13 protein-coding genes and 2 pseudogenes are annotated in these 13,712 nt (G+C 46.7%); 9 read left to right on the forward strand and 6 right to left on the reverse strand.

The genetic code is table 11. The features are described from left to right. A pseudogene (locus G493_RS33725) lies at positions 1-289 on the forward strand (IS701 family transposase); the annotation flags it as partial. Between the two features lie 471 nt (positions 290-760). Here the strand turns inward: G493_RS33725 and vapC are convergent. From vapC to G493_RS0116675, 3 genes are all read right to left on the reverse strand, one after another. Next, positions 761-1,165: a type II toxin-antitoxin system tRNA(fMet)-specific endonuclease VapC gene (vapC, locus tag G493_RS0116665; protein WP_028581313.1), complete on the reverse strand. Its 405-nt coding sequence runs from the start codon at positions 1,163-1,165 to the stop codon at positions 761-763. Then, positions 1,162-1,392 carry a type II toxin-antitoxin system antitoxin VapB gene (gene vapB, locus G493_RS0116670; RefSeq protein ID WP_028581314.1) on the reverse strand — a complete coding sequence of 77 codons (231 nt, stop codon included), beginning with the start codon at positions 1,390-1,392 and terminating at the stop codon, positions 1,162-1,164. The genes vapC and vapB overlap by 4 nt, the downstream gene beginning before the upstream one ends. Before the next feature lie 199 nt (positions 1,393-1,591). Further along, the gene (locus G493_RS0116675) at positions 1,592-2,116 is read right to left on the reverse strand and encodes a hypothetical protein (protein WP_028581315.1); all 525 of its coding nucleotides are present in this window, start codon (positions 2,114-2,116) and stop codon (positions 1,592-1,594) included. A gap of 31 nt (positions 2,117-2,147) precedes the next feature. Here G493_RS0116675 and G493_RS34395 point away from each other — a divergent pair. After that, positions 2,148-2,285, forward strand: a pseudogene (locus tag G493_RS34395) (ISAs1 family transposase); the annotation flags it as partial. 263 nt (positions 2,286-2,548) lie between these two features. Here G493_RS34395 and G493_RS0116685 read toward each other — a convergent pair. Then, complete coding sequence (locus G493_RS0116685; protein WP_028581317.1) at positions 2,549-3,517, reverse strand: calcium/sodium antiporter; 969 nt, start codon at positions 3,515-3,517, stop codon at positions 2,549-2,551. 110 nt (positions 3,518-3,627) lie between these two features. Further along, a complete protein-coding gene (locus G493_RS0116690) occupies positions 3,628-3,906 on the reverse strand; it encodes a hypothetical protein (RefSeq protein WP_028581318.1) in 279 nt (92 codons plus the stop codon). Between the two features lie 485 nt (positions 3,907-4,391). Here G493_RS0116690 and G493_RS0116700 point away from each other — a divergent pair, with 485 nt between their 5' ends. Both G493_RS0116700 and G493_RS0116705 read left to right on the forward strand, forming a co-directional pair. Continuing rightward, positions 4,392-4,601, forward strand: a complete 210-nt coding sequence (locus tag G493_RS0116700) for a zinc ribbon domain-containing protein (protein ID WP_028581319.1) — start codon at positions 4,392-4,394, stop codon at positions 4,599-4,601. Positions 4,602-4,965: 364 nt separating this feature from the next. After that, a complete protein-coding gene (locus G493_RS0116705; RefSeq protein WP_232363783.1) occupies positions 4,966-5,466 on the forward strand; it encodes a porin family protein in 501 nt (166 codons plus the stop codon). 88 nt (positions 5,467-5,554) lie between these two features. Here G493_RS0116705 and G493_RS0116710 read toward each other — a convergent pair whose 3' ends face one another. Next, the gene (locus G493_RS0116710; protein ID WP_028581321.1) at positions 5,555-6,166 is read right to left on the reverse strand and encodes a TetR/AcrR family transcriptional regulator; all 612 of its coding nucleotides are present in this window, start codon (positions 6,164-6,166) and stop codon (positions 5,555-5,557) included. A gap of 470 nt (positions 6,167-6,636) precedes the next feature. Here G493_RS0116710 and G493_RS29745 point away from each other — a divergent pair, with 470 nt between their 5' ends. The 5 genes from G493_RS29745 (at position 6,637) to G493_RS0116735 (ending at position 13,630) form a co-directional block, all read left to right on the forward strand. Further along, positions 6,637-9,009 carry a hypothetical protein gene (locus G493_RS29745; RefSeq protein WP_153306557.1) on the forward strand — a complete coding sequence of 791 codons (2,373 nt, stop codon included), beginning with the start codon at positions 6,637-6,639 and terminating at the stop codon, positions 9,007-9,009. A gap of 14 nt (positions 9,010-9,023) precedes the next feature. Further along, positions 9,024-10,019 (forward strand): phosphatidylserine decarboxylase, encoded by a 996-nt coding sequence (locus tag G493_RS0116720; protein WP_232363784.1) that lies wholly within the window; start codon positions 9,024-9,026, stop codon positions 10,017-10,019. A gap of 129 nt (positions 10,020-10,148) precedes the next feature. Continuing rightward, positions 10,149-11,195, forward strand: coding sequence for a prolipoprotein diacylglyceryl transferase family protein (locus G493_RS0116725; protein WP_035274894.1), 1,047 nt, complete (start codon positions 10,149-10,151; stop codon positions 11,193-11,195). Positions 11,196-11,865: 670 nt separating this feature from the next. Continuing rightward, a complete protein-coding gene (locus G493_RS0116730; protein ID WP_028581324.1) occupies positions 11,866-12,681 on the forward strand; it encodes a UDP-2,3-diacylglucosamine diphosphatase in 816 nt (271 codons plus the stop codon). Then, on the forward strand, positions 12,638-13,630 hold the full coding sequence (locus G493_RS0116735) for a glycosyltransferase family 4 protein (RefSeq protein ID WP_028581325.1): 993 nt from the start codon (positions 12,638-12,640) through the stop codon (positions 13,628-13,630). The genes G493_RS0116730 and G493_RS0116735 overlap by 44 nt, the downstream gene beginning before the upstream one ends. Positions 13,631-13,712 lie beyond the last annotated feature (82 nt).

Below are 13,712 nucleotides of genomic sequence, written 5' to 3' on the forward strand. Positions count from 1 at the left end.
GCAGGAGATCGGCAGTTCGAAATCGCAGACTCGAAATGCTGATGCTGTAGAGAACCATCTCAACTTTTGCATGATGGCGACAACGCTGACATGGGTTTATGCGGCTCGACTGCAAAAGGCGCCCGATCGCAAATATAAAGTTCGCGGCCGTTCCGGATTTGCATTTTCAGATGTCCGAAGAATTATAGCCGAGGCCGCATTGAGTGAGGATTTTCAATCGATTTGCCCGTTACCGAGGCAAAAGACGCAAAAATCTTTTGTCAGAACACTGCTACGCATGGTCGCGTAGGGGAACCGGGATCGGCGATGTGATAATTTCCAGGAAACTTTAGTCTTGTGATATATTACCGTTTATGTGACGTTCTGATTCCACCACAGCAATAGTGTTAAGCTGAGGCCATTCTTTATTGAATCGGGAAGTGACAAATATGAGACATGCCAAGAGGAATGTCTCACAAAGTGTGATTTGCGAGATCGAGGTGCAGGAGGTTTAGAGTATGATTTTCGTTTTCCCGACAAAATGCTGCATATGACTGAATGTACAGGCATATTTAGACTCTATCCGGAATTTCGCACGAATCCAGGTGTCAATCTTGAGGCTGTTCTGTTCGATCACAGTATTGAGGCGAATCCAATATTTATAGTCACTCGGTTTTTCGAGTATCAGGGCAATCCCGGCTTTCTTGCCGGTCTGAACACTGTAATATAAGGATTGTCCAATGGCCTCTGCCCATTTTGAGCCGAACTCGGATCTTTTGATTCATCTAACCCAATTTTCAACCTGGAGCTTCGGAACTCTCTGGAAATGTTTGTCGTTGTTAGTGACAAGGATCATATTTTGGCTTCTGGCGTGGGCGGCAATCATCATGTCCATTGAACCGATAACTTCCCCTTTGGTTTGGAGGTATGCCCTGATTTTGCCGTAATGCTCCGCAGATTCTTTGGTCCATGGGATTATGGTTAAGTGTCGGACAAAATCGTCAATCACCGCTCTGTTTACCTTTTTTGATGAAGAATGCTCAACTCCATAAACAAGCTCGGCGTAGGTCACAACAGAGATGCAAAGCTGTTCCATTTCAACTTGTCTGAAGTGTTCAAGAACCTGTAACGGACGTTCTCTAATGATATAGCTACAAATATCAGTATCGAGCATGTAACGAATCATTTGAAAATGTCCCTTTCTTCTGCTTCGGGTTGTTCCCGATCCTGCATGAAATCAGGAGTAGGTTTGTTGCCGGAAAGAAAAAAATCATCCCACGAATCAGGCTTTTCAGACAAAATAACCTTTGATCCTTCTCGATGAATGAAGACCTCTTTACCTTTGAATCTAAACTCTTTCGGCAACCTTACCGCTTGGCTTCGGCCATTCTGAAAAATCTTTGCTGTTTCCATCAGGTCCTCCATTGATTCAGTGTTAACTTGATAAAGAAAATATAATATATATCAAGATATATATCAAGTTATCATGATAGAATTTTCCATGCTGGAGTTTTCGGGGACAAGAACAAGTTGCATAGCGTCATGTTTTGATTCACTATTTTGTATTTTTTGAGAAACATTATCTTTTTTCCTCTGCCAGGACCGACCAAGTTTAAGCAAACTTGATCATTACGTTAAATTCGGTCCACATTCTTTCAATAATACTGCTCTCTCTGTTCTCTGTTACTGATTTTTCTATCCGCTTATCTTTGCTTTCATCATGGAAGAGATAGTAGACATAATGAAAATCATCAGTCATCGTATGGATAATCGATTGCCCAATACCCTGTTTGACTGTGGAGCCATTCGGGCTTTGTTTATATTCAATGGCAACCAGGTATGGGTCTGTTATGATGAAATCTGGATAATTCCTAGAACCAAATGTCATCTTTCGCTGTTTCCCGAATTTCCCTTCCTGTCCTTCCCAATAAAAGGATTTATGCGCTTTCCCTATGTAATCCTTGTAACCTTCTGTCTGGAACCAATACTCAAGATAATTCAAGATGAGTGGTCGAATTTCTGTTTGTATTTGGACCTCGCTCTTTCCAGTTGTCCTTTTTCTGAACTGCGGATGCTTCACAATATAATTGTGAAGACCATTTAGGAACCTGGTTACCTTAACTGTCTTTTTTCGCATGAGTCTTACCTTGGTTCAAGGTGCAGGATGTCAAGACGTTTTTACCGTTACCGATGGTCAAGTTGTGCCCATAGACGGCAAAACTGTTCGTCGTTCTTACAAAAAGTCGATTGGCAAAAAAGCTGTTCATATGGTTAGCGCTTGGGCGGCAAAAAACAGTTTGGTGCTTGAAGTCCTGACCACTGAAGCATTATTTCCAGCAAGACAAACCAGACGCTGCATCAACCAAATCTTATCGGGACAGGGTCAAAGACTGATTGTATGTTTTGCAAATGGTGCGTGTGACGCACCCTACCTGTCCCTGGTCGCACTTGGCCCATTTGGTTCTTCCATGAAAAATGAAATGAGGTTCATTGCAATATACTTCGGTGGTACTCCGGATGGTAGGGTGCGTCACACACACCACGCCATGTCATATCAATAGCCTGCTCTTCATTGAATAATGGTAATTACCAGGTAGGCGGAGTACCCCACATAAGAAGCCAGAAGTATTGCGCCTTCGAAACGGTTAATACGTCCGGGTCCGCGAAAACCATATCCAAAGAGAAACAGCGACAGGGTCAAAACGGCCATTACCAGCATATCACGGCTGAAAACCTCAGGCTCGACAGCGGTTGGATGAATTGCACCGGCAATACCTACCACAGCCAGCGTATTGAACAGATTGGAGCCAAGCACATTCCCCAATGCCAAGTCATGCTCTCCTTTTCTGGTGGCAATGATAGACGATGCCAGTTCAGGCAAAGAAGTACCAATTGCAACAATGGTCAAGCCAATGATGAGGTCGCTGACACCATATCCATGGGCGATTTCCACAGCTCCCCAAACCAGGAGGCGGGAGCTGAAAATCAGGCACACCATCCCGACCAGCAGCCAGAAAATGGCACGATTGAGCGGTATGGATCGGATTTCCAACTCCTGTTCCATTTCACTCTGTAATGCATCCGGTTTGTTTTGCATGCCCTGCCAGATAGTCCAAATCATTAATCCGCCAAATAGGACAAGCAGCACCACAGCATCGAACCGTGTAATCCAGCCATCCAGGATCAGCCATGCTTCCAGAGCAGTCACAACTGCAAGGATGGGCAGCTCTTTGCGCAGGACCTGCGAATGCACTGCAATTGGGCTGATGAGTGCAGTGAGGCCAAGGATCAAGGCGATGTTGGTAATATTTGAGCCATAGGCATTGCCAAGCGCAATGCCTGGATTTCCCTGTGAAGCGGCCAGGGCTGACACTACCATTTCCGGTGCAGATGTACCGAAACCGATAATCACCATACCGATTAACAGAGCCGGCATACCAAAATGACGAGCTGTGGATGCAGCTCCTTCGACAAATCGATCAGCACTCCATACCAGCAGCGCCAACCCTATAAATACAGCTAAAAACGGCAAAATCATTTCTCTGCCCCTTGTTGTTTAAAAACTGAATCTCCGATGCGGGCAAACAGGTTGAGGGCCGAAGAAAAAAGACATGATCCAATTATTCCCCACGGCCCTGACTTCTGCGTTCATCCCAAATGCACCGCTTCTGTGGAGAGTAAAAAGCCCATTGCCAGAACGCAGCCGCCTATTCCGCACCAAAAATCTCCCCAACTCCAATGTCCTTTACTCCACACATCAAGAGCTTCTTTGACAATGGTGACCAACAGGCCTGAAAATAACAATGGCTGCCAATACACACCAAACAGCGTCAGCATAAAGCCCCAAAAAAAATGAAGTTGAAGATCCCACCTGAAAAAGTTGACGATCAATTCTCCGTAATACTGATATCTTTCAAGTATTGTCATATAGAATACCATATTCATACTGTAGGCTAGACGCTCAATGGGCTGTTAAAAAAGCCGAGGTCTTTACATGAACAAGATGCATTCCGCAAGGTAAAGGCCAAGGAAAAAATGCATTGTTTTTCCCTCAGTCCTTATTACCTGGCAGCTGCAGATGAAAGAGGTCTCCCTCTCTATGGATAACCACGTACAATCCAGTCACATCTTTCATTTCGGCAAATTGAGTGCGCAGGAGACACCCTCGTTTCCATTCCACACCTTGAGTTACCCAATCGGCAAGAACGTTGCACATGGACCAAACAGGTGTCCCTTGCTTAACATACTGAAATCAGATAATATAGCCATCTTTTTCAAATCACATCCACGGTTGGGCCAACAAACCTGAGCTGATGTGGAACGAATATTTGTAATACATACTATGCATTGTTGTCAGATATTCCTTGTCAAGGCTGAAAAATTTTATCGAAATCATCACACAGGTTAGAATAATGGAACATAGAAATTGGGAATGCCCCAAATGCAACTCAAGGCAGTTTGAGACAGATCAGTTTTCAGCCACAGGCGGATTTTGGACCAAGATTTTTGATATTCAAAGCAAAAAATTTACCACGATCACCTGCTCTCGCTGCACTTACACGGAAATTTATAAAACCAAGAGCAGTGCTCTGAGTAATGTACTGGATTTCTTTACAGGATAATCTTTTCACTCTGCCTTTGGCAGCCGGTTAGCCCCTTCCTGCGATCTGGTCCTCTTTTTTCCAGGACTCCCCCTGGGAATCTCTCCGTGGTCTGGCGCACGTGTGGCTGGTGAGCACAGATAATTGACAGCTGCCCAGCCACACGAATCTCTACCAAGCGATTGCAATAATGCTTTCATTTTTTATTTCTTAACCAGCGGTTTAGTTTTAATCTTGACACAGACAGGCTAAACCAATACTCTTACTTACCGGTTTAATTAGTAATACTTGGTGGTGGGTAAACAGCTCCCCTGTAGAGGGTTCGCTTTTACCGATATTTCAAATGCATAAAAAGGTAACATTCACGTTACAGAAAGGTGAAAAAATGAAAAAACTACTCCTGATCGCAATGATAGGCATGTATATCTTTGCCGGGAATGCCTGGGCAGGTGAACACAGATTAGGGTTTGGTATCAACTATTGGACCACACTGGATGATATTGATGTGGATGATGTGGACGAAGATGGTTTTTCCTATATTCCCAGCTATCAATACTGGTGGAGTGAATATCTTGGCGTTGAAGCAAACCTGGAAATACTGCCTGACTGGTTTGACGAAACAGCCTATGCTCCGCAGGCTTACATTCTCTTTGGCAAAGCCATCTACGTCGGTGCGGGTATAGGTATGGTTTACTACGATGGCGACTTCAACGATGAACCATTTTTCGCTTTACGGGCAGGCCTCAATCTGGAAGTCTTGCCAAACACCTACCTGGATATTTCAGCAAATTATCGTTTCAACGATGATACGGATCTGAAAGACAGCGACAAAGATATCGACACGGATACGGTTTTCCTGGGAGCCGCTGTTCGCTTTGCCTTCTAATCTGTATTACGTCAAATCAGACACCCGGAAGCCCGGCAGATTCTTGCCGGGCTTTTGCATGTTTGCAACGATCTTTTTCCATGTGAATTCAATCACCAGCCTTATAGGCGGCTAAAAACACCTGCACAGCACTCCTGCTGGCCTGCCTGACCTTCTCTGCAGAAAAATCCGGAGCGACACCGATGGGGCCTCCCCAGTTGACTTCAGCCTCGTACAGGGCTAAAAGTTGCTGGGCAGCAGTCCAACAATACTCCACCTGCAAATATCCTGCTTCTGTGGCTGCGGCAAGGTAGTTGTTAATCATTGACACAGCCTGCTTGTTTCCCAACTCCCAGAATTGCCTGGCATCAGCTTCATCATTCATGGTTGCGGCAATCAAGCGTTTAAAGGCACACGCTTCAGGGGAAGCTATCATGCTGATGTAATATTCGCCCAGCTTTGTCAGTACATTCTCAGGGTCATCCCGGGTTTTATTCTCCAATTCCATGAATGCAGGTACCACATCACTACATAATCGATTAATGATAACCTCCACAAGCAACTCGGCTTTTGAAGGAAAATAACCGTACAGTGTTGGTTTGGAACAACCAGCCTGAGTGGAGATTTCACTCATCGACGCCCGTTCATATCCCATCTCTAAAAATATCTGTTCCGCAGTTTCCAATATAGATTTACGCCGCTCTTCGGTGCGTACTCGCAAAAGGGAGTCCTCCTTTCTTTGTTGGTTTGTTCCATCTTGTTCTGTAACTACTCACAGGGAAGACCGATAACCTTGAAAGTTTTTCGTATTTGTAACGGGTTACAGGGAACCTGAGATTTTCGCAAGCAGGCTGGTGCAACGTATTGAATCATACGTAAGCCAAGCTGATCGTGGAAAGATCAGGTGCACTGCGAGCAGTTACCTTGTGTTAACAAATTGCGACATAAATTTTCAAAGAAAAAATACAACCAATCACAGGCTGTATCATCATCCGGCTTCAAAATCTCTGACATGAGGGCTTTTGTTCGAATGCAGGTAAACGAGGAACGAGTGAATACCGGCTAACCAAATACTGACCGTGTTATAGCACGTACCTAACAGCCTGCAGATAAGGTAACGCAGATTGATTCTGATATTCTTTTACAAGAGTGTGCCCAATGCATGCACACAATCCAGCTGCGTTACCCCTTATGACAAAACATTTATCCTTGTTCGACTCCACACCCTCCACTACAAATCAGCATAAGGCTGCGGAAGCTCTGCGCCTCCATCTGAAAAGACAACAGACATGTCCTCCATTCACTGCAGGTGATGTTACTGCTGGTATGGAAAACGAATTGCAGGTTGCAGTGAGCGGTACAAGAAATCATGTGGATCTGCCGATTTCCCTCGAGGCGTCGAACTATTACAACAATCTACTGCTCAGGGCGCAAAGGGGTGAATTACCGGAGCACAACCTGCGGGAAATCAAGGATTTTTTAGATGATCACGAGATACAGGTGTGGGAAAATTCCTGGGTACGATTTCCCAAGGTATTGCTTGGAATCTATACCAGGTCCATTCTCCAACACGATTTTTCAGCTGATAAAAACCACCCTGAAGCAGGCTCCAGGGGAGATCTCCAACGTTTTCTCTTCTTGCACCAGGGAGAAGAGTGGCTGCGAATTCCTGTCAGTTATCTGTTAAAACTTTCCCTTGGCGAAGCTGTCAGTCAGCCGAATCATGATTATCCTTTTTTTCATGCCATCGGCCAACGGCTCATGCGTCATTTTATAAGCGACAACATTTCGCCTGAGATCACCTCCTTCACCCTGAGCCGAGGCACAAAAGATACACTACCGGGAAGCGCCCTTGCCCAGGAAGGCAGCAGAAGATTTTTCTTCATCCAGTTGCTTCTCCAATATGCTGAAAAACGATTCCAGCTTGATCGTTTCGGGCAACAGGTTCATCTGTATTTTGCCCCCAATCCACCAGAGCGGCAGAAACAACTCAATGCCATCATTCCTGATGGTGTGTACCGTGAACTGTTTCTCAATCCCTGCCTGTCAGGTTGGCCCAGGGGAGAAGAAAAACGTGCCTACATGGCCCTCTGTCACCGGACACTTTCCCGAAGTCAACTCAACACCATTGCCAAACTGAAAGAGGCAGGTATACTCTGCAACAACCTTATTATCCTTCCCAATACTTCTTCAACAGCCCTGGCCAACAATGGCAGCCATATTACCCTGGCAAGCAAAAGCCTGACTGCCAGCTATGCCCGGGCAGCTGAATTCCCTCCACAGTGCAGTGAAAAATATTTTGGGGACCTGATCATCAAGCTGGTGGAACACTTTCTGCCTCTTTTTGTCGGCACCTATTCTGCTGCGCCACGTCGCATAGGTTTTGCAGATTTTCATCCTGAAAAAGTACTGGGATTCTTACCCCATGAGCTGGAATCTTCCCATCTGCGCATGATCTGGCGACGGTGGAAGAAAAAGGCTTCCCTCCAGTTCTTTGGTCATAATTTTACTCCCATGGGCCCTCTCTGGCTGGATACCCTGCTGGCACGCTGCTGCAGACTGCAAGGCGATTACCTCCCAGATGTCAGGCTGCTCGATTATCTGGTAGCGCTACAGAGTCAGGAAACAGCGCCAGGCCTGAACGGGGTTATGCATAATCAGGAACTGCTGAAACAGAACCTGGCAGAACTTGGTATTTTTGACCCGCGTATGGCCATGTACCTGCCTTTCCGCATGCGGGATCTCAACGCGTACGGATTTCATGGATTTGAAGGCAGGCATTATTCATTGTTTCCCGATATGCATACTTTCCTGGCCAGAGCTGCCAACATGCAGGCCATAGTTACAGCCATTGCCACCAACCTGGTTCTAGAGGGAAAGGTTACCCACCAGGATATACCGGACGACCCTTTCACAGAAAGCGAACGGCGTCAGATTTTTTTCATAAGCGCCATTGGCGTGCCAACCCTGTATGTACGGGCAAACACTGGCAACAAGGTACTTCAAAACATCCTTATCCACGCAGGATCGCGCACCAGGTCGAGCAGAAGATACAAGGGATATATCCGCGTTCCACTGGATGCCTACCGACGAGCCAGCCTGGCATACCTGCGCCAAAATGGGTCATGGTTTCTTAACCATCAAAAAATTCGTGAAGAATTTTCTTACCTTGAGTCCATTTTCAACGGAAGCGAGCCATCTGCAGCGCAACGCCTGACTGTCTCGATTACCGGCTGCCACAATTTACGTTCGGCACCAATGAAAGAAGAAGCAGCCCTCTTTAACCGATGCGCCGAACAGTACTATAGAGGCGCCTTGTGCAGCCATCACATGCAGGAAGGACTGGAAACGTTTGTTGAAAATGCCAGGCAACTGGAAAATACCGGGAGAAGTGACCTGGTTAAACTCAAAGAAATCATCATTGGCCAGAGCCGAGCAGACCGTTTCATTGCCGCAACAGGTAAACACGTATTGCGCGGCACTGCTTCGGAAAAACAGCTTCATCAGCTCCTGCTTCTGTTTCTGCTCATCATTGAGCAGGATCTGGAACAAGGAGAAGCATAGAACCAGAGGATATCGTGCAAGCCCATCAATATATAATCCGTGAAACCGGGGAAATCGTAACCGAAAATCTCATAGGAGACCGCTCCATTCAACTCCTGTACAGCAACATCCGCGAACATGCGCCTGCAATGTTCAGGGCATTGACTTCAAAACAGATGTCCGGATTTCTCGGCATGATGCATTTTGACCTGCAGAGAACGTTTGCTCAAAACAGAAAACATCAGCTCCTTCACAAGATGCATATTAACCTGGAGGAATGCGTTGCAACAGCGGATGAATTGAATACGCCACGCAAAATATTTGAAAGACAAATCCGCTACTGGGACGTACGCCCAATGGATACTGCCCCTGAAGCCGTTGTATCTTCCGCTGATGCCAAAGTGTTGCTGGGCTCTCTCACGGAGACGCCTGACCTGTTTATCAAGGAAAAATTTTTCAGTGTGGATGAACTACTGGGGTCTCCTTCCTGGTATCAGTACTTTAAAGATGCTGATTTTGCCGTCTTTCGACTGACGCCAGACAAGTACCACTACAACCACGTACCGGTGCGGGGCAAAGTCCTGGATCACTATACCCTTTCGGGAGGTTACCACTCCTGTAATCCGCAGGCCATTATCAGCGTTGCCTCCCTGTACACCAAAAACCGACGTACCGTGACCATCCTGGATACAGACATCCCCGGAGGGGCGAACATCGGCAAGGTAGCCATGATTGAGTTAGTTGCCTTGATGATCGGAGACCTGGTGCAATGTTACAGCGAATATAGGTACGACAATCCACAGCCGGTTGCCAAGGGGATGATTCTAGAAAAAGGTGCACCGAAAAGCTTATACCGTCCAGGCAGCTCAACGGATATCCTCCTTTTCGAATCAGGCAGGATACAATTCAGTGAAGATCTCCTAGCAAACAGCAGACGCACTGATGTGGCAAGCCGGTTTTCTTCCGGGTTCAAGCAGCCCCTGGTGGAAACGGATATCAAGGTACGTTCGACCATAGCGGCAGCCCTATAATACCCGGGATTCTAACGGTTTCTCCGACACACGACCTAATAATCTGAAATTATATACAATACCCTCACATGCAGTACAATATGTACGTGAGAATTCCAGGCTAACCCCGATCATAATAACGGTCTCATCATGAACATGCTTTTTCTCAGTTCCATTTTTTTGCTCTTTGCGCTTTTTATATATCTGGGATGTGCTTATCTCCCTGGAGAACGCTGGCAGATGCTGGCCATTATTCCCTATAAAAAAAGAGAAGATGCATCCTGGGAAGGTATTAACCTTACCTACTACGGCTTCCTGGTAGCCACAGCCTCCATTTTTGCCTTGCTGCTCTCACTGATCCTGCTCAAAGCTGCCGGCGCTTTCCTTCCCGGTGTACTTGCTGTGGTGGGGTTACTGTTTGCCCTGTGTATACCCGCAGCCCGATTTATGGCCCGCATTGTTGAAAAAAAGCAATACACCTTTACCATAGGCGGGGCATTTTTCTGCGGCCTGCTTGCAACTCCGGTCATAGTTATGCTGGTAAATCAGGTCCTGGTAAAAACAGGTCATCCGGCCCTGCACATGTCAGTACTCCTGGCTGCCGTCAGCATCGGTTATATTCTGGGTGAAGGCCTGGGCCGGCTCGGTTGCGTCAGTTTCGGGTGCTGCTATGGTAAACCGTTAAAAACCTGTGCGCCTCTGACTAGAAAAGTATATTCCCATCTATCTTTTATCTTTACCGGTACAACCAAAAAAGCTGTGTATGAAGGCGGCCTTGAAGGGGAAAAACTGATCCCTGTGCAAGCCATTACATGCATCCTGTATACAATAACCGCCCTTATATCCACAGGGTGTTTTTTACATCAGCAATACAGCCTGGCCTTTGTACTGGCTCTTTTTGTATCCCAGATCTGGCGTATCTACTCTGAGACACTCCGGGCAGACTTTCGTGGCTTCGGTAAAATATCAGCGTATCAGAAGATGAGCCTGGCATCCATTCCCATCGCCGTCTGCCTGACATTGCTTCCAGATGCACAAACCAGTGCCCCTGACATAGGCCAGGGAATCGCCATCCTCAAAGAACCTGTCCCCATGATTTTTCTCCAGGTGCTATGGGTCATACTCTTTTTTCGCTTCGGCAAAAGCATGGTAACAAGGTCGACCCTACAGTTCGATATCGTACACAAGCACATTTAATGGTACCAGCAGGTGCGCCATCTTAGGGTCACGGTTCCGCATAAATAGGCTATAACTTGCCGCCCATCTCTTGAAACATGTGAAGCACTGAAAACCGCTTACAATCATGGGGCATGTCAACATTTTCACACATCAGTGAACAGTTACGTAAATCGCCCATGGTGCTTTTCTCAAAAGCATCATGGGCGATTCAGCCGACACTCCACTTTTCTTCTCCTCCAACAACGTATAGGGGGAGTAGCTAAGATTGACAACTTCCCTGTATTTGTAAATGGTTACAGGGTGCCTGAGATTTTCGCAATCAGGCTGGCGCAGCGTATTGGCTCATACGTAAGCCAGGCTGGGCGCGGAACGATCAGGTACACAGCGAGCAGTTACCTTCTCCTTAAAAAACACAAACCAAGTTCCAATCTAAAACAAACACTTCCATGACGTCCCAAAAACACAGGGTTGGTATTCAGTCCATAAGATAAACGAACCCGAATTTTCCACAAACACATTGTGTTGCCTGAACGGATGACAATACACGGGCTCTATCCTTTCCTCTTCTCACCGTAGAATCAACGCGCTGCATGCAAGCGATTACCATGATCGCCGGGGTGACGAGAAAGAAGTTAGGTATTCATTTAAGCAGGCCAGGAAAAAACGTGCTCTAAAAAGGAGAAACCATATGTCTCAGCTCTATTTTCGATCAATCTGGATATCTGATATCCATCTGGGCACAAGAAATCTGCAGAGCAGGCAGTTACTCAATTTTCTACAGCGTACCGAGTCTGAATATCTGTATCTGGTGGGAGATATTGTCGACCTTTTACAGGCCCAGAAAAAATGGCATTGGCCTCAAATCAATGACCGCATTATTCAGGCTGTATTCGAAAAAGCCGCTGGTGGGACAAAAGTCTATTACATACCAGGAAATCATGACCATGTACTCCGTAAATTTAGCGGTAACGTGATCAATCATATTCATATTGAAAACGAAGTTGTCCACGAAACAGCTAACGGCCAGCGTTATCTCATACTCCATGGCGACAAGTTTGATCCGGTTATCCAGAACAGTCCCTGGCTGGCAAACATTGGAGCCACTGCATACAACATGCTCCTGGTTGTCAACCGCTGGCTCAACCTGGGGCGTCGTGCAGTGGGAAAAGATTACAAATCTATCTCAGCCTGGCTGAAGCACCAGGTCAAGATTGTGGTCAATTACATGGGCAAGTATGAAGAGGTCGTAGCCCTGGAAATTGCCAAACATGAAGTAGATGGATTGATCTGCGGACACATTCACAAAGCGGGTATTCGGGAAATTGGCAGTGCCCTGTACAACAACTCCGGTGATTGGGTAGAGAGCTGTACAGCCTTGGCCGAAAATATGGAAGGTCGCCTGGGAATCATTGAATGGCAAAATGAGAATCCTCTCGAAGAGTATATCTTTACGGAAGAATATGAAACTGTGTATCGCAACAGATGCCTGGCATCCTCAAATTAATGGAGTGGTAACGACCCTGACGCAGACCGTGGAAACCCTTCGTGCCTGGGGACACAGTGTGCAGACATTGACACCGGACAAATTTGCAACGGTCCCCTGTCCCACCTATCCGGAGATCCGCCTGAGTCTGGTCCTGAAACGGACCATATATGCCTCCTTGAAACAGTTCCAGCCCAATGCAGTGCATATAGCGACAGAAGGTCCCATTGGCTGGACAACCAGGGCGGCCTGCCGCAAGGCTGGAATCCCGTTCACCACATCATACCACACCAGGTTCCCGGAATATGTCCGTCTGCGGCTCCCGGTTCCGCTTCGTCTCTCGTATTCCCTGATCAAACGTTTCCATGGAGCAGCCCGACAAACCATGGTTGCGCCCACTTTGATTGACGAATTGCACGACAAATCATTCAGGAACCTGGTTCCCTGGTCACGTGGGGTAAATATACAACTGTTCAGACCCAGGGAAAAAAAAATACTCTCAGGAGATGGACCGATTTTTTTGTATGTGGGAAGGGTCGCTGTGGAAAAAAATCTGCCCGCATTTCTTGACCTGGATTTACCGGGAACCAAATATGTCATTGGAGATGGTCCTGCACTGGCAGAGTATCGCAAGAAATACCCTGCAGTATGTTTTACAGGCGCTAAAAAAGGCGAGGATCTGGCCAGGCATGTTGCCGCAGCCAATGTCTTTGTCTTCCCAAGTCTGACTGACACGTTTGGTGTTGTACTGCTGGAAGCCATGGCTTCAGGCGTTCCGGTGGCGGCATTTCCGGTAACCGGCCCCAAATACCTGGTAAAGAACGGCATCAACGGATGGCTCAGCAACGACCTGCAGGAAGCAGCCACCAAAGCCCTGGAAGTTGATGCAACGACCTGTAGAAAAAGTGCGGAAGATTTTTCCTGGGATGCCTGCACCACGCAATTCTATAATAACCTCATCATACAATAACAAGGCTGATCACAGATACTATAGTACGCCGGGCCTTGGATTTCCTGTATTGCCAAAGCCCGGTTCTGGCCCTGAATCCGAA

The sequence above is a fragment of the Desulfogranum japonicum DSM 18378 genome (assembly GCF_000429945.1).
Lineage (GTDB): Bacteria > Desulfobacterota > Desulfobulbia > Desulfobulbales > Desulfobulbaceae > Desulfogranum > Desulfogranum japonicum.